Annotated in this window: 24 protein-coding genes; 12 read left to right on the top strand and 12 right to left on the bottom strand. The window is 65.0% G+C overall.

Annotated elements, in window-relative coordinates; genetic code table 11:
* Positions 1-47: 47 nt before the first annotated feature.
* Entirely contained in the window at positions 48-773 is a 726-nt protein-coding gene (locus ACFDR6_RS14015; RefSeq protein ID WP_375858642.1) for a Crp/Fnr family transcriptional regulator, read from the top strand.
* Here the strand turns inward: ACFDR6_RS14015 and atzF are convergent.
* From atzF to ACFDR6_RS14000, 3 genes are all read right to left on the bottom strand, one after another.
* Positions 770-2,182 carry an allophanate hydrolase gene (gene atzF / locus ACFDR6_RS14010; protein ID WP_375858641.1) on the bottom strand — a complete coding sequence of 471 codons (1,413 nt, stop codon included), beginning with the start codon at positions 2,180-2,182 and terminating at the stop codon, positions 770-772. The two genes, ACFDR6_RS14015 and atzF, sit on opposite strands and share 4 nt — an antisense overlap.
* Before the next feature lie 190 nt (positions 2,183-2,372).
* Positions 2,373-2,744, bottom strand: a complete 372-nt coding sequence (locus tag ACFDR6_RS14005; protein ID WP_375858640.1) for a nuclear transport factor 2 family protein — start codon at positions 2,742-2,744, stop codon at positions 2,373-2,375.
* Positions 2,745-2,790: 46 nt separating this feature from the next.
* Positions 2,791-3,432, bottom strand: a complete 642-nt coding sequence (locus ACFDR6_RS14000; protein WP_349643021.1) for an NADPH-dependent F420 reductase — start codon at positions 3,430-3,432, stop codon at positions 2,791-2,793.
* 87 nt (positions 3,433-3,519) lie between these two features.
* Here ACFDR6_RS14000 and ACFDR6_RS13995 point away from each other — a divergent pair, with 87 nt between their 5' ends.
* A complete protein-coding gene (locus ACFDR6_RS13995) occupies positions 3,520-4,449 on the top strand; it encodes a LysR family transcriptional regulator (RefSeq protein ID WP_375858639.1) in 930 nt (309 codons plus the stop codon).
* Positions 4,450-4,567: 118 nt separating this feature from the next.
* On the opposite strand, the gene ACFDR6_RS13990 is transcribed toward ACFDR6_RS13995, so the two are convergent.
* A complete protein-coding gene (locus ACFDR6_RS13990) occupies positions 4,568-5,794 on the bottom strand; it encodes a citrate/2-methylcitrate synthase (protein ID WP_212079552.1) in 1,227 nt (408 codons plus the stop codon).
* A gap of 77 nt (positions 5,795-5,871) precedes the next feature.
* Between ACFDR6_RS13990 and ACFDR6_RS13985 the strand changes: the two genes are divergently transcribed.
* A complete protein-coding gene (locus ACFDR6_RS13985; protein WP_375858638.1) occupies positions 5,872-6,966 on the top strand; it encodes a citrate synthase/methylcitrate synthase in 1,095 nt (364 codons plus the stop codon).
* Between the two features lie 271 nt (positions 6,967-7,237).
* Complete coding sequence (locus ACFDR6_RS13980) at positions 7,238-8,275, top strand: sensor histidine kinase (RefSeq protein ID WP_375858637.1); 1,038 nt, start codon at positions 7,238-7,240, stop codon at positions 8,273-8,275.
* A 3-nt stretch (positions 8,276-8,278) separates the two neighbouring features.
* Here ACFDR6_RS13980 and ACFDR6_RS13975 read toward each other — a convergent pair whose 3' ends face one another.
* On the bottom strand, positions 8,279-8,914 hold the full coding sequence (locus ACFDR6_RS13975; RefSeq protein WP_212079549.1) for a J domain-containing protein: 636 nt from the start codon (positions 8,912-8,914) through the stop codon (positions 8,279-8,281).
* A gap of 106 nt (positions 8,915-9,020) precedes the next feature.
* On the opposite strand from ACFDR6_RS13975, the gene ACFDR6_RS13970 reads away from it, so the two are divergent.
* The gene (locus ACFDR6_RS13970) at positions 9,021-9,293 is read left to right on the top strand and encodes a BolA family protein (protein WP_212079548.1); all 273 of its coding nucleotides are present in this window, start codon (positions 9,021-9,023) and stop codon (positions 9,291-9,293) included.
* 83 nt (positions 9,294-9,376) lie between these two features.
* Here ACFDR6_RS13970 and ACFDR6_RS13965 read toward each other — a convergent pair whose 3' ends face one another.
* The 3 genes from ACFDR6_RS13965 to ACFDR6_RS13955 all read right to left on the bottom strand — a co-directional run bounded on the left by ACFDR6_RS13965 (position 9,377) and on the right by ACFDR6_RS13955 (position 12,559).
* On the bottom strand, positions 9,377-10,729 hold the full coding sequence (locus ACFDR6_RS13965) for a hemolysin family protein (protein ID WP_375858636.1): 1,353 nt from the start codon (positions 10,727-10,729) through the stop codon (positions 9,377-9,379).
* 67 nt (positions 10,730-10,796) lie between these two features.
* Positions 10,797-11,939 (bottom strand): 3-dehydroquinate synthase, encoded by a 1,143-nt coding sequence (gene aroB, locus ACFDR6_RS13960; RefSeq protein WP_375858635.1) that lies wholly within the window; start codon positions 11,937-11,939, stop codon positions 10,797-10,799.
* Positions 11,936-12,559, bottom strand: coding sequence for a shikimate kinase (locus ACFDR6_RS13955; protein ID WP_212079545.1), 624 nt, complete (start codon positions 12,557-12,559; stop codon positions 11,936-11,938). Before ACFDR6_RS13955 ends, aroB begins: the two co-directional genes overlap by 4 nt.
* A gap of 182 nt (positions 12,560-12,741) precedes the next feature.
* Between ACFDR6_RS13955 and ACFDR6_RS13950 the strand changes: the two genes are divergently transcribed.
* Complete coding sequence (locus tag ACFDR6_RS13950; protein WP_212079544.1) at positions 12,742-12,888, top strand: histidine kinase; 147 nt, start codon at positions 12,742-12,744, stop codon at positions 12,886-12,888.
* Positions 12,889-12,905: 17 nt separating this feature from the next.
* Here ACFDR6_RS13950 and ACFDR6_RS13945 read toward each other — a convergent pair whose 3' ends face one another.
* Positions 12,906-13,502, bottom strand: a complete 597-nt coding sequence (locus ACFDR6_RS13945; protein ID WP_375858634.1) for a TetR/AcrR family transcriptional regulator — start codon at positions 13,500-13,502, stop codon at positions 12,906-12,908.
* Positions 13,503-13,605: 103 nt separating this feature from the next.
* On the opposite strand from ACFDR6_RS13945, the gene ACFDR6_RS13940 reads away from it, so the two are divergent.
* From ACFDR6_RS13940 to ACFDR6_RS13915, 6 genes are all read left to right on the top strand, one after another.
* Positions 13,606-14,655 (top strand): NAD-dependent epimerase/dehydratase family protein, encoded by a 1,050-nt coding sequence (locus ACFDR6_RS13940; RefSeq protein WP_375858633.1) that lies wholly within the window; start codon positions 13,606-13,608, stop codon positions 14,653-14,655.
* A 37-nt stretch (positions 14,656-14,692) separates the two neighbouring features.
* Positions 14,693-15,100, top strand: a complete 408-nt coding sequence (locus ACFDR6_RS13935; protein WP_375858632.1) for a nuclear transport factor 2 family protein — start codon at positions 14,693-14,695, stop codon at positions 15,098-15,100.
* Positions 15,101-15,183: 83 nt separating this feature from the next.
* A complete protein-coding gene (xerD, locus tag ACFDR6_RS13930) occupies positions 15,184-16,143 on the top strand; it encodes a site-specific tyrosine recombinase XerD (protein ID WP_375858631.1) in 960 nt (319 codons plus the stop codon).
* A gap of 325 nt (positions 16,144-16,468) precedes the next feature.
* Positions 16,469-17,431 (top strand): acetyl-CoA carboxylase carboxyltransferase subunit alpha, encoded by a 963-nt coding sequence (locus tag ACFDR6_RS13925; RefSeq protein ID WP_212079539.1) that lies wholly within the window; start codon positions 16,469-16,471, stop codon positions 17,429-17,431.
* Positions 17,432-17,936: 505 nt separating this feature from the next.
* Positions 17,937-19,451 (top strand): L,D-transpeptidase family protein, encoded by a 1,515-nt coding sequence (locus tag ACFDR6_RS13920; RefSeq protein WP_375858630.1) that lies wholly within the window; start codon positions 17,937-17,939, stop codon positions 19,449-19,451.
* A 200-nt stretch (positions 19,452-19,651) separates the two neighbouring features.
* Positions 19,652-20,749, top strand: a complete 1,098-nt coding sequence (locus tag ACFDR6_RS13915; RefSeq protein WP_375858629.1) for a helix-turn-helix transcriptional regulator — start codon at positions 19,652-19,654, stop codon at positions 20,747-20,749.
* A gap of 691 nt (positions 20,750-21,440) precedes the next feature.
* On the opposite strand, the gene ACFDR6_RS13910 is transcribed toward ACFDR6_RS13915, so the two are convergent.
* Genes ACFDR6_RS13910 through ACFDR6_RS13900 form a run of 3 tightly spaced genes read right to left on the bottom strand, consistent with a single transcriptional unit; the run spans position 21,441 to position 23,953 of the window.
* Entirely contained in the window at positions 21,441-22,136 is a 696-nt protein-coding gene (locus ACFDR6_RS13910; protein WP_212079536.1) for a branched-chain amino acid ABC transporter ATP-binding protein, read from the bottom strand.
* Positions 22,129-22,860 (bottom strand): ABC transporter ATP-binding protein, encoded by a 732-nt coding sequence (locus ACFDR6_RS13905; RefSeq protein ID WP_375858628.1) that lies wholly within the window; start codon positions 22,858-22,860, stop codon positions 22,129-22,131. The genes ACFDR6_RS13910 and ACFDR6_RS13905 overlap by 8 nt, the downstream gene beginning before the upstream one ends.
* Positions 22,850-23,953 (bottom strand): branched-chain amino acid ABC transporter permease, encoded by a 1,104-nt coding sequence (locus ACFDR6_RS13900; RefSeq protein ID WP_375858627.1) that lies wholly within the window; start codon positions 23,951-23,953, stop codon positions 22,850-22,852. Before ACFDR6_RS13900 ends, ACFDR6_RS13905 begins: the two co-directional genes overlap by 11 nt.
* Positions 23,954-23,959 lie beyond the last annotated feature (6 nt).

Below are 23,959 nucleotides of genomic sequence, written 5' to 3'. Positions count from 1 at the left end.
GGCATGGCTCTTGAATAGTTCTGCTCCAGCTACCAGGGAGCGGACAGATGTCAGCGACAAGTCTCAGGACCACGGCCGGGGTGATGCTGGCCGAGTCGGATACTCTGGTCAGTTCGTTGCCGGGTTTGCTCGATCCCTTGAACGAGGCGGACCGGCGTCGCATCCTTGCCATTGGTCGTCGGGAGGTTCTGGAAACCGGCAAGCATGTCTGGCGCCAGGGCGACACGCAGAGTGGCATCTATCTGATCGAGTCGGGCCGAATCCGCAGCTATTATGCAGCACCCTCCGGTCGTGAGGTGACGCTCGCCTACTGGTTTGCCGGCAATTTCGTCGGCGGGCCGGATCTCTTCGGGGCCGGGGCGCATATGTGGTCTTCGGTTGCAATCGAGCGCAGCAGGCTCCTGTTCCTGCCTGGTCCCGCGCTGCGCGACCTTGCGCTCCAGTCGGCCACCATCGCGGTTGCGCTTCTTGATGCGCTGGCGTTCAAGGCAAGGTGCTACTCGGCCATGGCGCAGATGCTCGGCACGCGGTCAGTCACCGAGCGGTTGCAGCGTCTGCTCATCTTTCTCTCGAAAATCTACGGAACGCCGCAGGGCCGCGAGATCGTGATCGGCATTCCGTTCACCCACGGCGATCTCGCCAACCTGATCGGAGCCACACGGCAATGGGTAACGGTGCAGCTTTCGCGCATGCAGGCGAGAGGCGTCATCCGCTACGACCGAGGGCTGATCGTCATCCTGAATTTGCGCGCGCTCGATCTCGAACTCGTCTAGAGCGCGACGAGATCGGGCGAAGCTCCCGATTCGGCGTCAGGTTGATAGACTTTCAGATCGAAGAGGGCGGCGCCGTCGTCCGGCTGCCATCTCGCGGCAAAGTCCAGCAGGGCATGGTCGTGCCATGGGGCCGCCAGCAGGGTAATGCCCATCGGCATGCCGGTTGGCAGCGTGGCATTGGGAAGCGCCACCGCGCACAAGTCCAGAAGGTTGGCAAAATAGGAGTAGTAGCCCAGACGGCTGTTGAGCGTGACGGGGTCTTCCAGCATGTCGGCAATCGTGAAGGGGCGCGGTGCGGTGGGCACCACCAGGGCATCCATCTGCGCGAACAATGACTGGACCTGCCGCCGCAGCTTCAGGAGGCGGTGTTGCGCCGCGAATGCATCCTTCGCGGCGAAGTGCGACGCCGAATGCAGCACCTTGCGCGTAACCTCCAGCAATCCACCATGATCGATATCGATGAAGGTGCTGATCGCCGCGTGGCGTTCAGCGATCCAGGGCCCCGAAAACAGCATTTCGCCGGCCTCGGCGAAAGGGGAGAAGTCGATCTCGACGGCCTGGCCGCCCAACCCCGCGAGCCTCTCGCATGCCCGTTCGTAGAGAGCGTCGCATTCCGGCATGCCGAATGAATTCAGCTGACGCGCCGGGATACGTCCGAAGCGGAATTCGCGGGGAAAAGTCGACACAAGGGCCGGCGCGTGGCGGCTGTAGGGGTCTTCTTCGTCGAAGCCCTCGACGAGCCCCAGCAGCACCTCGCCCTCCGCGGCGGAATTGCAGAAGATCGATGGGCAATCCAGCGTCGGGCAGTTCGGAAGGAGCCCGCGGGACGAGACAAACCCGACGGTCGGCTTGATTCCAACGATGCCATTGAAGCCTGCCGGTATGCGGCCCGAGCCGCCGGTATCGGTTCCGAGTGAGAAGGCAATATGGCCGGAGGCGACGGCGACAGCCGAACCCGAGCTCGACCCGCCGGAGACATAGCGACCGTCGGCGGCGCTCGGACAGGCGCCATACGGTGACCGCGCGCCGGAGAGTCCGGTGGCGAACTGATCCAGATTGGTCTTGCCGAGGCAGATCGCGCCCGCTGCGACCAGGCGCTCGACGCACCGGGCGGATCGCTCCGCAACATAGGCGAATGAGGGACAGGCCGCCGTCGTCGGCATGCCCGCCACGTCTATGTTGTCCTTCACCCCGAAAGGCACACCGAGCAGCGGCAGGACTTCGCCTTTGGCGCTGCGCCGTGCGAGGGCTTCGGCTTCCGCAAGCGCCTCCCGCATCGGCCTCACATGGATCCAGCAGTTGCGATGCCGGTCGCGTTCGATGCGCTCATAGGCGGTTGCAATCACCGAAGTGAGTTCGGCGGAGGTGCGAGAGGCGTGGCTTCGGCTAGGGCGGGCGGCTTGCGACACGAATGGCTCCGGAGGCGATTGAGACGCCGTGAGCGTGCCCGGAGGTCGACGGCACGGAAAGCAATTAAGCGCTTCGCCGCGTCGCGGCGAACTGCACTGACCGAGCGATGGAGGAACGAGACATCCGCCGTGGGCCGGCAACGCGATCGCGGCGGCGGGGCTACGGGCCTAGCTCGGCAACAACCTTCTTTCACTGCGGATTGAGCAACACCCACAGCTGCGAGATCTTACCGCCTTCGATCAGAGCCACGTCGGCCCCCGTCACTGCGACGGGTCCATGCTCGGGGCCGGCCTGCCAGGCCAGGCGCGCCAAGCCATGATGTCCGACCGCGACGCCATCGGGCACGAACCTGAATGTCGGGCCGAACTGCTTGAGAAGATCTCCGGCGACGCGCGATATCTCCGACTGCCCCCGGATGATGTTCGTCGGCTCGTACATGGTTGGTTCGTCGACGAACAAGTCCGCGATGGCGGCTCGCCGCTTGTCCTCGTCCCGCTCGTTGAACACGCGATCCAGGTTCGACCGGAGAAGATGGTCGAAATCGATAGTGTCGGTTGTCATCTTGCAGCCTCTCGTCATCTCATTTTGATGGTGAACGTTTCCGACATCAGCCGAACTTGACCAGGTTCAGCGCCGGAAGCGGACCGCCGGGAAACTGGGTCAACCTGGCGCCGATCGCGAGCGAGCCAAGGTCGATGCCAGAGAATCCGAGCCGATCGATCAGCGCGCCGACTGCCGCCTTCGCATCAGCATCGTCTCCCGAGTAGAACAGCACGCGCTTGCCGCCGTCGCTTGCCGGGTCGGTTGCGAGGAGCTGCGCCAGGAGATGGTTGAATGCCTTCACTACCCGCGCACCCGGCACCAGATCGGCAAAGACCTCTGACGAGGCGCGGCCGCCGAGTTCAGCCGGCTTGAACAACGGCGCCTCGATCGGATTGTTGGCGTCGACGACGATCCGGCCGCCAAACGGCGGCAACCCGGCAAGCGCATCGGGCAGCTTCGACCAGTTGACCGCGACGAACACGATATCCTTGGCAGCCGCCTCCTCGCGGGTGCCGGCGGTCACGAGCGGACCGATCTCGGCCACGGTGGCGGCCAGGCTTTCCGGGCCGCGGCTGTTGGACAGGGTCACCGCGATGCCGTTGCGCGCCAGAGTCTGTGCGATGGCGCGGCCGATATTGCCCGCGCCGATGATGCCGATGGTGGACATGGAAATGCTCCGAAGTGTTTGGGGATCAGACGAGCTGATCGTGGGCGTAGAGATGACCCAAACATTGCCCTTTGATTAGGAGGAGATTGCTCGTAAGATTTTCAACGATCATTTGTAAATGAGCACATGGAAACACTGGCCAACCTCGAGTCCTTCATTCGCAGCGCTGAATGCGGCAGCTTTTCGGAGGCCGGCCGGCGCCTCCTGCTCACTCCGGCAGCCGTCAGCCGCAACGTCGCCATGCTGGAACGCAATCTTGGTGTCCGTCTGTTTCATCGCTCGACGCGGAAGCTGACGCTGACCGAGGCCGGGGAGACGTTTCGCGCGGCGATCGCCGGCAATCTCGAGGGGCTCCAGGCAGCGATCGCCGGCATATCGACGGGAAAGGCGGAGCCGGCGGGCGTTCTCAAGGTAAGCCTGCCGCCGACATTCGGCACAGCTCATATCCTGCCGCTGCTTCCCGGCTTCTTGGCGCGCTATCCGCGCGTTCGCCCCGAGTGGCACTTCGAGAACCGCCAGGTCGATCTGGTCGGCGAAGGTTACGACGCCGCTATCGGAGGCGGGTTTGAATTGTTGCCTGGTCTTGTCAGCCGGACGCTTGCGCCGGCGCACATCATCGCCGTGGCGTCTCCAGCCTACATGTCCCGGCGAACGTCGCCGACCAGGCCGGACGAATTGGCCGCACTTGATGGCATCGTCATGCGCTCGCTGCAGACGGGGCGCGTCCGGCACTGGTCGATGCGTGATGTTTCGGGGCGGGAAGTTCATGCCCCATTGTCGGAGTCCATTGTGGTCAACGATCCCGCTGCGATGCGCGAGGCCGCAATGCTCGGCCTCGGCGTTGCCATGCTCGCCACCGCCGATATCCTCCCCGCGCTCGAAGATGGATCGCTCGTGCGCCTGGTGCCGCGTTGGTATTGCGACGCCGGCGCGATCTCGATCTACCATGCCTCGCGCAAGCTCGTGCCCGCCAAGACGAGAGCCTTTGTGGACTGGGTCGCGGAGGCATTCAGGAAAGACAGGCTGGCCGAACGATTTGCGGGAAGTCTCGGCTGACAGGAGCCAGAGCGAGTTCTCAAGCGCGATGCGATCAGGATGAATCGCCATCGCGCTTTAGGTTGTTGTTCAAGCCTGATCTTCCGGAAAGCCGCTTCGCACCTTTCCGGATCATGCTTTAGGCCCTGGATTCCGCGATCCCGGCCCTCCGCCCCGGAGCCGGTCCCACATACCTTGCCCGCGGCCTGATCAGCTTGCCGAACTGTAATTGCTCGCTCGCGTGCGCGATCCAGCCGACGCTGCGTGCCATCGCGAACAGAGCGAGCTCGCTGCCGGCGGGCAGGCGCAAGGCGTGCACGAGCACGGCGAGCGCATAGTCGATGTTGACGAATTCGCCGGTCGCCTCCGCGATGCGCTCCGGCACCTCGCGGGTGAATTTGCGCGGCGCGCCGGCGCGCGAAAGCGCATTGAGCAGCGATTGCGCGCGAGGATCGCCGCGCTTGTAGACGCCATGGCCGAAGCCGGCAAAGCGCTCGCCGAGCGCGACGCGCTCGCGCACCATCGGGGCGACGTCGCGATCGACCAGCGTCTTGACGAGCTGCGAGGCCAGCACGCCGGCACCGCCATGCTGCGGCCCTTTCAGCGCGGCAAGACCTGCGATCACCGCGTCGTACAAGTTGAGTCCGGTCGAAGCCGCGCAGCGCGCGGTGAAGGTGGAGGCGTTCAGCTCATGATCGGCGAGCAGAACGAGGGCGCGGCGGATCAGGTCGGGCGCGTGCTTGTTGTCCGCCGCCCAGGCCTTCGCAATGTCCTCATGCAGCGGCGCGGCCGAGGGCTCGGCATTGAGCATGGTCGCCACCAGCAGGCGAACGATGCGCGCGCCGACCAGCGCGCGGCCATCGGGCGCGCGGGTGAAGGCGCGGGGATCGGCGCTCGCGGCCAGCGCCAGCACGGCGATGGCGCGGTCGATCGGCGCCGCCCGGCGTGCGGCTTGCCCGATCGCGCGCATCTCCTCGGATATCTCCGGTTGATTGTCCGGATCGAACGGATCGACCCCGGAGACGTCCCACAGCAGCGTCGCCGCGTGCTCCAGCGTGCCGTTCTCCGAGAGATCGACGCAATTGACGCCGCGATAGATCGCGCCCTCCTCGGTGATGGTCGAGATCTCCGTGTCCATGACAGGCAGATCGGCGTCGAAGCTGCGCAAGCCCCGCGGCTCCGGGGACGGCACGCGGCGCTCCTTGAGCGCGCGGACGTCCTCGGCACGGTAGCGGTTCTTCCGCGAGTCCGGCGTCGGCTCGGAGCGGATCAGGCCCCGGCTGACATAGGCGTAGAGCGTGGCCGGCGAGATCGCGAGCTCGGCCGCGGCCTCCTGGGCAGACAGATAGAGCGCCGAATTTTTCATATTGATTGATGTAATCAAGATTGATCAATATGTCGAGAGGCCTGACCATATCCCCTCCTTGAACAGGAGATTGGGCCATGAATATCCACCTCACCAAGAGCCAGATCGGGCTGGATGGCGTTCCCGCGGCCGAGACCGTGCTGAGCCATGTCGACGGCGAGCGCGGCGAGCTGATCATTGCCGGGGAGCATGTCGGCCGCCTGGCGAGCCAGTCGAGCTTCGAGGGTGTCACCGCCCGGCTCTGGAACGGCGCCGGCAAGACCGGCCTGAGCGAAGCCAACGTGCGGGCAAGCCTCGGCGCGGCGCGCGAGCGCGCCTACGCCCGCCTGCCGGACCTGCTGCCGGCGACGCGCGGCATGAGCATCGTCGACGGGTTTCGCGCGGCGGTCGCCGGGCTTCGCGCGGAGAACGGGCTGGAGCACGAGGCGACGATCGTCGGCGCGTTTCCGGTGATCGCAGGTGCACTGGTCCGGCGCGCCAAGGGGCTGGAGCCGGTCGCGCCCGATCCGAATGCGAGCCATGCCGCCGACACGTTGCAAATGTTGCGTGGCGCCGCGCCGGAACCGCGCGAGGTCGCGGCGCTCGATGCCTATTTCGTCACGGTGTGCGATCACGGCATGAACGCCTCGACCTTCACCACCCGCGTGGTGGCCTCGACGCAAGCCGATCTGTTTGCCGCCGTCACCGCCGGCTATTGCGCACTGACCGGCCCGCTGCATGGCGGCGCGCCGGAGCCGGTGCTGGAGATGCTGGACGCGATCGGCTCGCGCGAGCGCATCCAGCCATGGGTGGATGCCGCACTGGCGCGCGGCGAGCGGCTGATGGGCTTTGGCCATCGCGTCTATCGCGTGCGCGACCCGCGCGCCGACGTGCTCAAGGCCGCGATCGAGCGGCTGTCGGCAGACGGCGCCGACCTGCCCTTTGCCGGCGAGGTCGAAGCCTATATCCGCAGCGCGCTGCGCAAGAAGAATCCGGAACGGCCGCTGGAGACCAATGTCGAGTTCTTCACGGCGATCCTGCTCGACGCGCTGGCGATCCCGCGCCAGGCGTTCACGCCGGTCTTCGCGATGGCGCGCGCCGCGGGATGGACCGCGCATGCGCGCGAGCAGCAGCGGACCGGACGATTGATCAGGCCCAGCTCGTCATATGTGGGGGCGATGCCGGAGGCGTGACCAAGCAGTACGAGGGAAGCGGTTGCTGTGTCCTCTCCCCTCGCGGGAGAGGGCATCTTCGCTTGTAGACAAAGGCCTACTGGGGTGAGGGGTATCTCTCCGCGCACACCGACTCGCGTTTGCGGAAGCAACCCCTCATCCGGCGCTTCGCGCTTCCTTCCACAAGGGAAGAAGGAAGAAGTAATCGTAGGAGGAACTCCACGCCCCCGACTGGCACATGGAACATATTCGCCTGCAGCGAATTGCATGATCTGGCCCGTCGAGGAATGCAATGCTGGACTTGCTTGGACAATCTGACGAGGCCAGGATCGGCGAGATCGCGAGGCAGGCAGCGAGCAGGAACGCTGCCAACGCGGATTCCGAAAGGCGATTCCGGGACTTGCTCCAGGCGCTGCCCGCCGCGATCTACACGACCGACGCGGAAGGCCGCATCACTTTCTTCAATCAAGCCTGCATCGATTTTGCCGGACGCACGCCGAAGATCGGCGAGATGTGGTGCGTGACATGGAGGCTCTATCTGCCTGACGGCACGCCGCTTCCCCACGACGAGTGCCCCATGGCCATCGCGCTGAAAGAGAACCGGGCGGTGCGCGACGTGGAGGCTGTGGCCGAACGGCCGGACGGCTCCCGGATCTGCTTCATGCCCTACCCGACGCCGCTGCGCGACGAACGCGGTGAGCTGGTTGGCGCGGTGAACATGCTGGTCGACATTACGGCTCGCAAGCAAGCCGAAGAGCGGATGATGCTGCTCGCCTACGAGGTCGACCATCGTTCGAACAATCTGCTCGCGGTGACCCAGGCGATGCTGCGGCTGACCAAGGCCGAGACCGCCGCGGAATTCCAGGTCGCGTTTCAAGGCCGGCTCAGCGCGCTCGCCAACGTGCAGAGGCTGTTCTCAGCGTCGCGCTGGACCGGTGCGAGCCTGAAGACGATCGTCGAAGAGGAAATGCGGCCCTACACAAGCGGAGACGGCGAACGCATCCGCATCGCGGGTGACGATATCCGTCTGCCGGCCACGCTCGCCCAATCGATCGCGGTTGCCGTGCACGAGCTGGCGACCAACGCAGCCAAATACGGAGCGCTGTCGACGCCGTCTGGCAGGCTGAACATCCACTGGGAGACCACTGACGCAGAACCCCTCGTGCTGCGCTGGTCGGAGAGCGGCGGTCCTCGTGTCAACGAGCCGCCCAAGCGCAAGGGCTTCGGCATCGGCGCGGTCGACGGCATCATCCGGACCTTGCGGGGACGCGTCAGCCGGCAGTGGAGGCCGGAAGGACTGGTTTGCGAAATGTCCTTCCCGGAGGCGTAGGCTTTACGCCTCCCGCACCACCGTCTTCAGATAATTATACGCCTTGATGATTTCGATCAGGCGGTCCTCGGTGGAGCGGTCGCCACCATTGGCGTCGGGGTGGTGCTGCTTCACCAGCGCCTTGTACTTGCTCTTGACGTCGGCGAGCGTCGCACTGGGGCCGAGGCCCATGACCTGGAGCGCCTTGCGCTCGGCGTTCATCACCTTGCGCGTCTCGGCCTTGGGCTCCGCTTCGGGGCCCTTGCGCCAGCCGGTGCGGCCGTTGAGCTCCTGGAACATGCTGAATGGATCGAAGGCACCATCGATCTCGGCTTCCGCGCCCTTCTTGACGCCGCCATTGGCGCCCATCTTCCAGGTCGGGCGGTGGCCGGTCAGTGCATCCTTCTGGTAGCGCGCCACGGCGTCGGCGTTCATGCCCGAGAAGAAATTGTAGTTCTGGTTGTATTCGCGCACATGGTTCAGGCAGAAGTGCCAGTACTCGCGCTGGTTCTCGCGGCCCTTCGGCGCACGATGCGCGCCCTTGTTCTGGCATCCGGCCCATTCGCAGCCGACCGCGGTGTCGCGCGGCTTCACTTCCGGCTGCTTGCCGCGCGGCTTGACGCGGATGGAGTCGAAGAACTTTGATGAATCGATCGGCATGGCTGACTTTGACTACGCAATGCAAAAACCTTCAAGTCTTGACATTGCAATTAGCGACAAACCCGGCAAATAACGGGGCGTGATCTCTACACCCGAATGGCACAACATGGCTATGCGCGACACTATCAGCAACAAGTTGCAGGAAGCTTTCACGCCGGAAAGCCTGCAAGTCGTCGACGAGTCACATTTGCATGAGGGTCACGCCGGCCATCGGCCGAGCGGCGAGACGCACTTCCGGGTGTATATCGTGTCTGCCGCCTTCAAAGGGAAGAGCCGGGTCGACCGCCATCGCATGATAAATTCGGCGCTGGCCGCGGAACTCGCCGGCGGCGTGCATGCGCTGGCGATTCAGGCAAAGGCGCCGGGGGAAGGCTCCTAATTCGTGCGGCGAATTACGCCATTTCCTCTCATCCCGAGGCGCGCGCCCGAGACGGCGCTGACGCGCCTCCTCACCATGAGGATCTAAAACGACGTCCCGGCGCGCCTTGGCTTAGCCTCTTCCAGCTCCGCATCGCGCGGCACCGGTGAAATACGGAGCGCGGTGATGCGGTTGCGCTCGCGGCGGAGGACGCGAAAGCGGAAGCCGTGGAACGTGAAGCTCTGGCCGCGATCGGGGATCGAGCGCGCCTCGTGGATGACGAGGCCGGCGACCGTGGTTGCCTCCTCATCGGGCAGATGCCAGTCCATGACGCGGTTGAGGTCGCGGATCGGCACCGAGCCGTCCACCACGACCGAGCCGTCCGGCTGGCGGCGCACGCCGGCGACGACCACGTCATGCTCGTCGGAGATATCGCCGACGATTTCTTCCAGAATGTCTTCCAGCGTCACCAAGCCTTCAACCTCGCCATATTCGTCGACGACGAGGGCGAAATGGGTCTTGCGTCGGCGGAACGCCTTGAGCTGCTGGGATATCGGCCGCATTTCCGGCACGAACCAGGGCGGCAGCATGATGGTGGTGACGTCGATGCGCGAGGTATCGCCTTCCGACGCACGGATCGCCCGCAGCAGATCCTTGGCGTGCAGAATGCCGATGATGTTCTCCGACTTGTCGCGCCACAGCGGAATGCGGGTGTATTCGGTGGCCAGCACCTCCCGCACCAGCTCCTCGGGCGGCAGATCCGCATTGATCATCACCATGGCGGTGCGGTGAACCATCACGTCGGACACCGTCAGCTCGCCGAGGCGAAAGACGTTGTGAATGTATTCGGCCTCGCCGCTCTCGATCTTGCCGTGCACGGCCGATTCCTCGACCAGGCCTTCGATCTCGGAATCCGTCAGGATCTCGTGCTGCGAGAACTCCTGGACCCCGATCAGACGCAGGATCGCGCCCGACGCCGTGTTGAGACACCAGCTCAGCGGATAGAACACGAGGTAGGAAACGTGAAGCGGATACGCAATCCATTGCGACACGGGCATCGGCTCCCGGATCGCAAGCGTCTTCGGCACCTGTTCGCCGATGATGATGTGCAGCGAGGAGAAGACCAGAAAGCCCGCCACGAACGAGGTGAAGTGCAGCGTTGCGTCCGACAATCCGAGCGGATGGAGGACCGGGCTCAGCAGCGCGGCAACGGTGGGCTCACCGATCCAGCCGAGCCCGAGCGAGGCCATGGTGATGCCGAGCTGGCAGCAGGCCAGATAGGCCTCGATGTTGCCCATCATCCTTTGCAGCAGGCGCGCGCCGAAGCGGTTCTGCTCGACCATGGCCTTGACGCGGAAGCCGCGGCTCTTCACCAGCGCGAATTCCGCGGCCACGTAAAATGCATTGGCGGCGAGCAGGAGCGCCGCAAGCAGCAGATTGATCGAGATCGAACTCATGTTTGCCTCGTGACCGCCTCGGCCTTCCGCGCCGCTTCGCGAGCGACCGATCCGGACGGTCCTGCCATCACTGCGACAACTTCGCCTTCAGGAAATCGCGCACCAGCGTTGGCTCGACATCCTTGGCGATCACGGCGCGGCCCACGGCTTCCAGCAGGATGAAAGTGAGCTTGCCGCGCTTGACCTTCTTGTCCTGCGCCATCAAGGCCATCAGCGCGTCGGCATCGGCGAGCCCTTCCTGCGCGAACCCCGCGATGTCCTGCAAGCGTGTCGGCAGGCCGGCTTCGATCAGATGCCGCTCGACGCGCGCCGCATCGGCCTCGCCGATCATGCCGAGCTTGGCCGAGAACTGCGCCGCCAGCGTCATGCCGATCGCAACGCCCTCGCCATGGAACAGGCGGTCGGAGAAGCCGGTCGCCGCTTCCAGGGCGTGACCGAAAGTGTGGCCGAGATTGAGCAGCGCGCGCTCGCCGGTCTCGCGCTCGTCGCGCGAGACGACGCCGGCCTTGGCGCGGCAGGAGGTCGCGATCGCGTGCTCGCGCGCCGAGCCGCCCTTGAAGATATCGGCATGGTTCTTCTCCAGCCAGGTGAAGAAGGCCTCGTCGCCGAGCACGCCGTATTTGGCGACCTCGGCATAGCCGGCACGGAACTGCCGCGACGACAGCGTGTCGAGCACGGCGGTGTCGGCGATCACCAGCACCGGCTGGTGGAAGGCGCCCAGCAGGTTCTTGCCTTGCGGCGAGTTGATGCCGGTCTTGCCGCCGACGGATGAATCGACCTGCGCCAGCAGAGAGGTCGGCACCTGCACGAAATCGACGCCGCGGCGCAGGATGGCGGCGGCAAAGCCGGCGAGATCGCCGACAACGCCGCCGCCGAGCGCGATGACGAGATCGTTGCGCTCGATCTTCGCGGCGATCAGGGCTTCGCTGACCTTCTCCAGGCCGGCATAGGTCTTGGAAATCTCGCCTTCCTCGACGACGATGCGCGAGGTCGGGATGCCGCTCGCCGCGAGCGAGGCTTCAGCGGGCTCGAGCCAATGCTTTGCCACGGTGCGATCGGTCACGATCGCAGTGCGCACGCCGGGCCGTAAGGCTGCGACGCGCTCGCCGAGCGAGGCCAGCACGCCGCGGCCGATGACAATGTCATAGGCGCGATTCTCCAGCGCGACCTCGACAGTGACAGGATCAGAATGTTTCAACGGCGCAGTCATCGTATGGCACTCGCAACGTCGGCAGGTGGCTGGGCGGCCCGTTCGCCGCACAGATGTGCGCGCAGCGCCTCGATGCACTCCTCGACGATTCTGTCGTGCGGCACGTCGCGCGAGGCGATGGTGAGGTCGGCATGGCCATAGACCGGCTCGCGCTCGGTGAGAAGGCGCGTCACGGTTCCTTCGGGATCGGCGGTCTGCAGCAGCGGGCGATCGGCACGGCGCCGCACGCGGCGCATGATGACGTCGTGGTCGGCCTTGAGCCAGATCGAGACCGCTTTCGCGGCGATGCGCGCGCGCGTCTCCTCGCGCATGAAGGCGCCGCCGCCGGTCGCCAGCACCACCGGCCCGCCGTCGAGCAGCCGCGCGATCACCCGCGCCTCGCCGTCACGGAAATACAACTCGCCGTGGCGCTCGAAGATCTCCGGGATGGTCATCTGGGCCGACGTCTCGATCTCGGTATCGGCATCGACGAACGGCAGCTTGAGCCTGAGAGCCATGCGACGGCCGATGGTGGATTTGCCCACGCCCATCATGCCGACGAGCACGATCGAGCGCGCGCCCAGCGCCGACAGGATGTCGGCTTCGGGCGAGGCTGGTATCGGCAACGCGGCGTCGGACATTGTCTCGCTCGAATGGATCTCGCACGATGCCGCCAAAGGCGGCATGCTTTGGCCACCTATACGACCCCAGGGGGGCCCTCGCCAGAGGACTCTTGCCACGAAACGGCGAACATGTTGGATGATTTCATTGGTTAATTTGCCCGCCAGGCCCGATACAAGACCCCTTTAGAGACCGCAGAACGATGCCCAGCCTGTTCCGCTTCCTGACGGCCGTCGCCGTGATCGCCGGCATCGTCTATGGCGTGGTCTTCGCGCTGGCGAACTTCGTCAATCCGAAGCCGCGGGAAATGACGGTGACGATCCCGCCGGACAGGTTTCTCAAAAGATAGCCGTTGGGCCGAGAGCGTCAGCCGGCCGGCAGATTTCGGGTCAGGGCCTGACGCATCAGGCGTAGGAACAGCCGCGTATCATCAAGGAGATTCTGACCCGCGGTCTGGGCCTCCTTGATGCCTTCCATCGCCGCGACGATGATGCCGGCTAGGTCCGTCGGCGTGGCCTTCGCACCATCCAGGGTGATCGCACCCGTTGCCTGCGCATCGGCGAGCGCGCGCGCAAGCAGCGCCACCAACCGAGCGCGGGCGGCCAGCGTGATGTCCTTGGCGAGCGCCATGTTGGTATCGAACAACTCCGCCGCATCTGCGCTGTCGGCGAACGGCACGACCAGATCGCGCTGGAACGCCGCAATCGCCGACTCGATCCGGTCGAAAACGTCGCCGTGACCAGCGAGGGCAGCCTCGACGTCGCGCATCGTCCTGGCGTGCGCCCGCTCCGATCCCGCCCGAAACAATTCCTCCTTGCTGCCAAAGCTCAGGTAGAGCGCCGCACGCGAGATGCCCGCCGCGCGCGCGATGTCGGCCATCGACGTCTTGCGAAAGCCATGGCGGACGAACACCGGCAGTGCCGCGTCGAGAATAGCTCCGGTTTTGCGATCACTGTCATTCATTGAGACAAGTTGACAGTCTTCGTCCAATACGTCAAAGACAGATTAGACAGTCTTAGTCCATTTGTCTAAACGATAGCGCCTCCGTCTAAAGGTTTGAAGTTACATGCATTCGCAAGTTGGTGTCCCGGCCGCCACGGTTCTCGTGACGGGTATCGGCGGATTTCTCGGCGGACATATCGCCAGGCAGTTGCTGGCGAGCGGCCATCGCGTGCGCGGCACCGTCCGCGACCTGGCCGCCTCCGACCGCATCCGGAGCCGGCTTGGCGCGCCAGCGCTCGCCGCGGCCGATGCTCTCGATTTCGCGCGCGCCGATCTCCGCTCCGACGGCGGATGGGACGACGCGCTGAAGGACTGTCGCTATGTGATTCATGCCGCCTCGCCGTTTCCGGCAGGGCTGCCGAACGATGCGAATGAATTGATCAGGACCGCCAAAGACGGCGCGCTGCGGGTGCTGCGCGCGGCCCATGACGCCGGTGTGGCACGCGTCGTCCTGACATCCTCGATCGCAGCCACCAATCACGGCGATGGCCAGGCCCCCTTCACCGAAAGCAACTGGACTGATCCGACCAGCCCGCGGGCGACGCCGTACTACAGGTCGAAGACGCTGGCCGAGCAGGCCGCCTGGAGCTTTGCCAGCAAGAGCGGACTTGATCTGGCCGTCATCAACCCCGGCATGATCTTCGGACCGCTGCTCGGCCCGCAATGCGGCACGTCCGTCGGACTGATCCGGGAGATGATGAGCGGCAAGTTGAAGCGTGTGCCGCGCTTCGGTTTTGCGGTCGTCGACGTGCGCGACGTGGCTGACGCGCACATCCGTGCGATGACCTGTCCGGAGGCCTCCGGAGAGCGCTTTATCGTTGGTGGAGGTTTCTTCTGGCTGCGGGAATTGGCCGACGTGCTGGCGAGATGTTTCCCAGCCTACGCAGCTCATCTGCCTTGCGGCGACGTGCCGAACTGGATGGTGCGGGCCATGGCGCCGTTCAGCGGTCGTTCGCGCATGATCGTCCACGAGCTCGACGGCGACCTCAGCGTCAGCGCCGCCAAGGCGCGTCGCGTGCTGAACTGGAGTCCGCGTCCTGACGAGGACTGCATCCGCGCCAGCGCACAGAGCCTGGTCGATTATCGCCTGATCGCCGTGCCGCCGGCCGGCTGACCTTTTTTCACTTCTTGCAGAACCGGAGAACCGATCAATGACTGGACGCGCGACCGAGACGGACTCACCGCAAGCCGAGCACATCCGCACCACCGAGCGGGCTCGGCTTCGCGCCCTTGTCGCCGGCGACATGGACGCGGCGGGACCGCTCCACGCGCCGGAGTTCCAGCTGGTCACGCCGGTCGGCATGCCGCTGTCCAAGGCCGAATATCTGGGCGCGATCCAGAGCGGGCAGATCAAATATCTCATGTGGGAACCCGGAGCCATCGCCGTTCGTCATCACAACCATCATGCCGTGATTCGCTATCGCGCCAGGCTCGAGATCGTGTTTGGTGGTCACCGGGTTGCCCCTGCGGACTATTGGCACACCGACACTTACGAATGTCGCGATGGGCAATGGATGGTGGTCTGGTCGCAGGCCACGGCGATCAGCCACATGTCCTAGACCTTCGATGAGACGTCAGAAGCGCGCCGACCGCTCGATATTGCTGGTGAGTTTCTCAAGAAATAGGAGCTAGCCTGAAGGGCATGCGCATCAAGCCCTCCGATAGCAAGCTCACCGGCCTGTTCCTCGACATGCTCGCGGCGGAACAGGGCGCCGGGCCCAACACGCTCGACGCCTATCGCCGCGACCTCACCGATTTCTCGGAATTTCTGGGCCGCGTCGGCCACACTTTCGTGGACGCGGAGACGCAAACACTGCGCGACTATCTCGCCGATCTCGACACGCGCGGCTTCAAATCCACCAGCGTCGCGCGCCGGCTGTCGGCGATGCGGCACCTCTATCGCTTTCTCCTCAACGAACGCATCCGCAGTGAGGATCCCGCCGCGATTCTGTCCGGGCCCAAGCGCGGCCGCGGCCTGCCGAAGGTGCTGTCGATCGCCGATGTCGACCGCATGCTCCATCGCGCCAAGGAATTGAGCGAGGCGGAGGATGCCTCGCCCGCAAGGCGGCTGCGGAGCTTGCGACTCTATTGCCTGCTCGAAGTGCTCTACGCCACGGGCCTGCGCGTCTCCGAGCTGGTGGCGCTGCCGCGCTCGGCGGCCAAGCGCGACGCCCGCATGATCGTGGTGCGCGGCAAGGGCAACAAGGAGCGCCTGGTGCCGCTCAACGAGGCCTCGCGGCAGGCGATGGCGGATTACCTCGCGGCGACGGAAGCGGCGAAAACCGAGAAGAAGAAGGACAGCCTCGCCGCCTCGAAATGGCTATTCCCCTCGTTCGGCGAGAGTGGGCATCTGACGCGGCAGCATTTTGCCCGCGACCTCAAGGAGCTCGCGGTCGCCTCGGGCCTGCAGGCCCGGCTGGTCTCGCCGCACGTGCTGCGCCATGCCTTTGCCAGTCACCTCCTGCACAATGGTGCCGATTTGCGCATCGTGCAGACCCTGCTCGGCCACACCGATATCTCCACGACCCAGATCTACACCCACGTGGTGGAGGAGCGGCTGAAGAGCCTGGTGCGCGACCTGCATCCGCTGGCGGAGAAGTAAACGACTGTCGTCCCTGCGAACGCAGGGACCCATACCGCGTGATCTGTCTGTGACGGGCGGTGTCAGTACCTCGGGAAGACCACTTCACCGCCAGTCTTCGCCAAACTTCTCCCTGTGGTTATGGGTCCCTGCGTTCGCAGGGACGACAGCGGGGAAGGAAACCGCCTTGACTTCGGCCACATCTCCGCAGAAAGAGCCGGGGCCTTTCGATTGATTTGGCGGGCCCGCTCGCAGCACACAAGCCAACCCCTTGAAGAAGCTACACTTATCTCCGCCAATCGAAATCCGCTTCGCTCGCTAGCCCCGTCCTCCCTATATTGAGTTGATGCAAGACCAGATGCGCAGCTATCTCGACTTCGAAAAGCCCGTCGCCGAGCTCGATTCCAAGCTCGATGAACTCAGGGTCATGGCGGCTTCCGGCACCGACATCGCCGAGGAGGTCTCGCGCATCGAGGACAAGGCGGCGCAGGCGCTGGCCGACCTCTATACGAACCTGACCCCGTGGCAGAAGACGCTGGTGGCGCGGCATCCGCAGCGGCCGCATTTCAACGACTTCATTAAGGGCCTGATCACCGAATTCACCCCGCTCGCCGGCGACCGCAAGTTCGGCGAGGACGAGGCGCTGGTCGCCGGCTTCGGCCGCTTCCGCGGTGAGCCGATCTGCGTGATGGGCCAGGAAAAAGGCGATTCCACCGAGAGCCGCATCCGGCACAATTTCGGCATGGCGCGGCCCGAAGGCTATCGCAAATGCGTGCGGCTGATGGAGATGGCCGAGCGGTTCGGCCTGCCGGTGCTGTCGCTGGCCGATTCCGCCGGCGCCTATCCCGGCATCGGCGCCGAGGAGCGCGGCCAGGCCGAGGCGATCGCCCGCTCGACCGACGCGTGCCTCGCACTGACCGTGCCGAACGTCGCCATCATCACCGGCGAGGGCATGTCGGGCGGCGCCATCGCCATCACCACCGCCAACAAGGTGTTGATGCTGGAGCACGCGATCTACAGCGTGATCTCGCCGGAAGCCGCCTCCTCCATCCTCTGGCGCGACGGCACCAAGGCGCAGGAAGCCGCCAACAACATGAAGATCACCGCCCAGGACATGCTCCGCTTCGGCGTGATCGACGCCATCCTGAAGGAGCCGGTCGGCGGCGCCCACCGCGACCCCGCCGCCATGATCGCCACCACCGGCGATGCCATCGCCAAGGCTTTCGACGAGATGCGCGGCCTGGATGGCGATGCCATCCGCAAGCAGCGCCGGCAGAAATTCCTCGATATCGGCCGGAAGCTGACCTGATTCGGGCGGTTTCCGGTCTCGTAGGGTGGGCAAAGGCGCGCTCTTGCGCGACGTGCCCACGAATTCTCACCGATCACACGCAGGTCGTGGGCACGGCGCGATGCGCCTTTGCCCACCCTACAAGCCCTCCCCGGATCACCCCGGTAACCCCGCATTAACCCTTTTTTTGCCCAAATCGGCGATCTGAGTCCTGATGGGGCCGAAAGGCCCAAGTTCCGTCTCAAGTCGCGTTCATTCAGTCTTCGTTGACCATGCCGATGGGCCAACGGGCTCGTGATCCCCGCTCGGGTTGCGACCACATGACCCAGAGGTTAGAATTTTAATCAATGGCTTCAGGGCACAAGCGCTGGGGCGTGAGCTGAAAAAGCCCGTCACGACGGGTCCGGTTGTCCGGTCGGATCATGCGCCAAACGAATTGGGGTTCGCGCTCTCTGCCCGGCACGGTGTGGGGTCCATCTTGATTTCTCGTTCGCTTGCTCGCGCGCTTTTGGCTTCGGTTGCGCTGATGACGGCTGGCGTTCTGCTGTCCGGCTGCAACACCGACCAGGTCTCGCTCGCGACCAACGCCAAGGCCAACCAGCCGGTGCCGCCGAAGCTGCTCGCCGCGATGGTCGAGAAGGACATGGATCTGCAGTCGCCGATCCTGGTGCGCCTGTTCAAGCAGGAGGCCGAGCTCGAGGTCTGGAAGCAGACCCGCAACGGTCAGTTCGCGCTGCTCAAGACCTATCCGATCTGCCGCTGGTCGGGCGATCTCGGCCCCAAGGTGCGCGAAGGGGACCGCCAGGCGCCGGAGGGATTCTACTCGATCAACCCGGGCCAGATGAATCCGCAATCGGCCTATTACCTCTCCTTCAACACGGGTTACCCGAACGCGTTCGACAAGGCTTTGGGCCGTACCGGCTCGCAGCTGATGGTGCATGGCGACTGCTCCTCGCGCGGCTGCTACGCGATGACGGACGAGCAGATCGCGGAGATCTATTCGCTCGGGCGCGAATCCTTCTTCGGGGGACAGAAGGCGTTCCAGCTCCAGGCCTATCCGTTCAAGATGACGCCGGTGAACATGGCCAAGCACCGGAACAATCCGAACATGCCGTTCTGGAAGATGATCAAGGAAGGCTATGATCATTTCGAGGTGACGCGGCAGGAGCCGAAGGTCGATTTCTGCGAGAAGAAGTACGTCTTCGACGCGGCCAAACCGGCGGATGCGAAGCGCGATCCGGTGTTCGACGCCGCGGCGAAGTGCCCGGCCTATGTGATCCCCGACGACATCGTCGCCGCCGTGCGGGGCAAGCAAGCCAGGGACGAGGCCGAGTACGCCAGGCTCGTCGCCAAGGGCACGCCGGTGGCGCGCATGAACACCGGCATCGACGGCGGCATGAACAAGGTCTTCGCCGCGAAGATTCCGGAAGGCTCGACCGGCCTGTCGGAAGGCGCCGAAGGCACCACGCTGCAGATGCTGGCAATGGCGAAGGCGCCGGGCACGATCCCCAGCCACGTCAATCCGCCCAAGCCGAACCTCGACAGCGTGGCGTCCGCGCCGGCCCCGCAGGAAGAGCCGGTGGTCGCCGTGCCCGCGACCAGCACCCGCGTCGCCGCGGCTCAGCCTGCCGAAAAGTCCCAGGAAAAATCCGGCGGCTTCTTCTCCAACCTCGGCCGCAAGATGGGCATGGGCTCATCCGACACCACGGCCGCCACCCCGCCGCCGCAAGCCACCGCCTCCGTGGCGCCGGCCCAGACCGCCCCGACGCCGCCCACCGCTGCGTCGCGGCTAAAGGCCGCCGTGAGCCGCTTCGTGCCGGGGAATGACAAGTCCAAGGATGCCGCAAAGGACGCGCCGAAGCCGGCCGTGGCCGCCAAGCCCGCCGAGCCGGCGAAGCAGACCGACACCCGCCTCGCCGCAACGCGGCCGGCGCTGAAGCCGTCGGTGAGCGATGGTGCGGGTGAAGCCACGCAGATCATGGGCGCCGCGCCGGTAGTGCAGTCGAACTCGTTCGACAGCCGCTTTGGGGCGGTGAGGTAGGGGCGATGCCACGCCTTCGGGAGTAGGCCACGCACGGCGTGCGGATTGCCAATCCCCTGGATGGGCTCGCCGCCGTCATAGGCCTGCGTAATCCGCCAGACCGATTGGTTCCCGACAAGGATCCGGGGCGCCTCGCGATGTGCGGATTGCGTCACCCGGTCACCCGGCTATAGTTCTGCCATGAACTCTTCGCGCTGCGCATGAGTGGATTTGGGCATCTCGATCATCTGATTGACCGGATCTACGAGGCCGGGCTCGTACCGTCATTGTGGCCCGATATCCTCAATGAAATCGGTAGCGCTGTCGGCGGCAATGGCGGACTGCTTTTCGCGGTACGCGACGGCTATGTCAGCGGGATCAATTCCGTCAATCACGACCAGACCATGTCTCTTTTCTTGGAAGAGGGATGGAGTGAGCGCGATCCGTTGCTGCCGCGTGCCGCCGCGCTCAACTACGCCGGCTTCCTCAATGACGGAGACCTTCTGTCGGAGCAGGAGATCGCGACCAATGACGTGTACTGCAATTTCTACCGCAGGCACGGAATCGGCTACAGAGCCGGGACCATCATTTCAATACCGAGCGGCGATTCGATTGCGATCGTCATGCCGCGACACCAGGACGATGGGCCGGTGCCGCGCGAGGTCGTCTCGTTTCTTGATGGCCTGAGGCCTCATCTGGCTCGGGCGTCCCTGACTGCGAACCGCCTTGGCTTCGAGCGCGCGCGCGCGCAAGCCGACGCATTGCAGGCCATCGGGCTACCCGGGGCGATATTGCGCGAACGAGGCAAGTTACTCGCGGCGAACGGCCTGTTCGAGGCGCTGATGCCGTCGCTGTTCCAAGATCGCGCAGAGCGGTTGACCCTGACCGATGTCACTGCGGACGGGTTGTTCTTGGCGGCGCTGGGGACCCCGTTCATCGGCAACCGCCCGGCCGTCAGGTCCCTCGCCATCGCGGCGGCGATGAATCGCATACCGATGGTCCTTCATGTCGTCCCGGTGCGCGGATCGGCACGCGATATCTTCACCCAAGCCACGTTCATGCTCATCGTAACCCCCGTCGATCGCGGCGCGGTACCGAGTGCGGAAGTCCTGCAAGGGCTGTTCGACCTGACACCCGCGGAGGCCCAGGTCGCACGTGGCGTTGCAGAGGCCGGATCGATCGATGCACTCGCGGCAAAAATCGGCGTGACGCGGGAGACCGTGCGCACGCAGCTCAAAGCCGTGCTTTCAAAGACCGGCCTTTCCCGTCAACAGGAACTCGTCAGCTTGCTCGCCGGCAAGGCATTGCGCGGCGGATAGACTCTAACGCAGACAGCTCACTCGTCGCCCTGACCGCCGCTCGGACCGGACTGACCCGGCATGCGCGAACTCCATTTCACCCAAACGGGTGAAGACACGGGTCGGACCTCCGGGTTGAAGTTTGTCCGACTGGATGCAGGGCGAGAAGCGGCGACAATGGTCAGACCGGAGTATCCAACATTCGAAGTGACCTTGGTGCCGCGCAAGCGAAAAAGATGGGCCTGGAGCGTCTGCACTAGCGAAGGCGCGGTCGTGATGCGAGGGCGGGAATTAAGCCGATATGCCGCAAAGTACCAGGCCGAACGAGCACTTTTCATGCTGCTTCTGACCGCGCCCTATCGGTCGCGACTTCCCGTATAGCGAGGCCCTCATCGAGGGCGCGTCCGGTCGTCCCCGTGAGCGATCAGCGGGCGCGGGTACGACGGCGCGGCCTGCCCTGCGAAGCCCAAGGGCGAAGCAGAGTTGCGTACGGCAGAATCATGCGGTCCTGCCGCCCGCAGGTTGGCGTCAAGTTTCCGCGGCGGCGTGTGCGGCCCGACGCGGCTGCGCCGACCAGCGACCTGCGAGACGACGGGCGCGGAGAACCGGACCGGCATGATCGATCGAGACGCCGCGGTCTACTGGATGCCCCGGTCAAGCCGGGGCATGACAGTGAGGATGACGCGAGAGCATCAAGCTTCATCAGCACCTTCTACGGCGCCAGATACCGCACCAGTTCCGGATTGTCCCTCACTTCCCCCGCCTGCCCCTGCAGCGCGACCCGTCCACGGTCCAGCACATAAGCGTAGCTGGCGACGCGGAGCGCGAGGTCGAGGTGCTGCTCGACGATGATGACGGCGATAGACTTGGCGAGCTCGATCAGGCGTTCGGTGATCTCCTCGATGACGCCGATCCAGACGCCTTCGGTCGGCTCGTCCAGCAGCAAGAGCTTTGGGTCGCCCAGCATGGCGCGGCCGATCGCGAGCATCTTGCGCTCGCCACCGGAGAGCGTGCCGGCGGGCTGGTCGAGGCGCTGGCCGAGCTTTGGGAAGATGGTCAGCACATGGTCGACGGCGTCGGCCTTCCTGCTCGCGAGCGAGCCGACGGCGAGATTGTCGCGCACCGACAGGCGCGCGAACACCGAATGCTCCTGCGGCACGTAGCCGATGCCGGCGCGGACGCGCTCCTGGGTGGCGCGGCGGCTGATGTCGCGGCCGTCGAAGGCGACCTCGCCTTTCCACGCCGGCAGCTCGCCGACGATGGTCTTCATCAGCGTGGTCTTGCCGGCGCCGTTGCGCCCGAGCACGGCGACGCCGCCGCGCCAGGGGATGCCGAGGTTGACGTCGAACAGGACCTGGCTTCGGCCATAGCCCGCATCGAGATGCTTGATGTCCAAAAATTCAGGCACGGCGCAGATAAATCTCCTGGACGGACTTGTTGGCCTGGATCTCGGACACCGTGCCCGAGGCCAGCACCTTGCCCTGGTCGAGTACGGTGAGGCGATCGCAGATGTCGCGGATGAAATCGAGGTCGTGCTCGACGATGACGAGGGAGCAATGCTGCTTGATCGGCTGGAGCAACTCGCCGGTGACGCGCCGCTCCTCCAGGCTCATGCCGCCGGTCGGCTCGTCCAGCAGCAGCAGCTTCGGCTTGCCCGCGAGCGCCATTGCGATCTCCAGCCATTGCTGCTGGCCATGCGACAGCGCGGCCGCCGCGTCAAAGGCGCGATCGGCGAGGCGGAATTGCCTCAGCATGGCCATGACATGGTCGTGCAGCGCGCCCCGCGTGCGCGAGAACACGAGATCGAACAGCGAGGACTGCGCCTGCAGCGCGAGCAGGATGTTGTCGTACAGCGTCAGCGACGGCAGCACGGAGGTGATCTGGAACTTGAGGCTCATGCCGGCGCGGGCGCGCTCGGTCGGCGTGAACGCGGTGATGTCGGTGTTGACGAAGGAGACTTTCCCTTGCGTCGGCACTTCGGCACCGGCGATGCACTTCATCAGCGTGCTCTTGCCGGAGCCGTTCGGGCCGATCAGCCCGTGGAACTCGTTCTCGCCGACGCTGAGCGCGGCGCCGTCGAGCGCGGTGAGCTTGCCGAAGACCTTCTTGATGCCGGCGGCTTCAAGGAGCATTGAGCTTCTCCTTGTCGCCCGCTTCGGGCTTGGCACCGAAACTGCCGACGCGCTCGCGCTCGCCCAGCACAAAACTGATCAGGCCGAGCGGCCGGAACAGGATCACCAGCAGCAGCAACAGGCCCAGAATGATCGGCCAGATGTCGCGGTAATTGTCCGACAGCCAGAAGCTGACGCCCTCGACGATGACGGCACCAATGACCGCGCCGATCAGTGTGCCGGAGCCGCCGAACAGCACGTAGAGCACCACCTGCGTCGAGACAACGACGCCGACCATGTTGGGCCAGACGAAACCTTCGTGGAAGGCATAGAGGCTGCCGGCAAGGCCCGCGACGGCGCCGCCGATGGTGAAGATGATGGCTTTGAGATGCTGGGCCTTGTAGCCGAAGAATGCGATGCGCTGCTCGTTTTCGCGCAAGCCCGCGAGCGCCAGACCGAACTGCGAGCGCACCAGGAAGCGACAGAGCAGGTAGACCACGACGAGAATGCCGAGCGCGAGATAATAGAAGGACGGGCCTTCCGTGAACTCGTAGGAGCCGAGCGACATCGGCGCGATCGAGGGGATGCCGTTCTGGCCGCCGAGATAGTACCAGCCGCGTGCGAGCCGATCGGCGGCATAGGAGCCGGTGAGCGTGCCGAGCGAGACGAAGATCACGCTGGAGGGATGCCGGCCCAGCAGCAGGAAGCCGCCGAGCAGGAGCGCGAAGGTGAGGCCGATGATGGTGCCCGCCGGCAGCACCAGGAAGATGTTGGTGACGTCGAGGTCGCGCGCGAGCAGCGCGACGCCGTAGCCGGCCGAGCCGAAGAACAGGGCCTGGCCGAAGCTCATGATACCGGCATAACCCCAGACCAGATCGAACGACAGCGCGAACAGCGCCAGGATGATCACGCGCGTTGCGAACACCGTGAGATAGTCCTGCAGCACCAGCGGCGCGAGCAGCGCCGCGACGAGCACGACGCCCTCCACGATCGGCAGGACCTTCCGCCGCGAAGCGGCTTGCCTCACAGGTCCCTGCTCAGTCATTGCGACGTCGGTCTCCCCGCCGATCTCGGCGGGGATCGCCTGCTTCACTGCGCCCATCGACTTCGACATTCCACC

Source organism: Bradyrhizobium tunisiense (genome assembly GCF_042263385.1).
GTDB lineage: Bacteria > Pseudomonadota > Alphaproteobacteria > Rhizobiales > Xanthobacteraceae > Bradyrhizobium > Bradyrhizobium tunisiense.
Note: the sequence above shows the minus strand (reverse complement) of the source record. Positions and strands in the feature narration are given on the sequence as shown.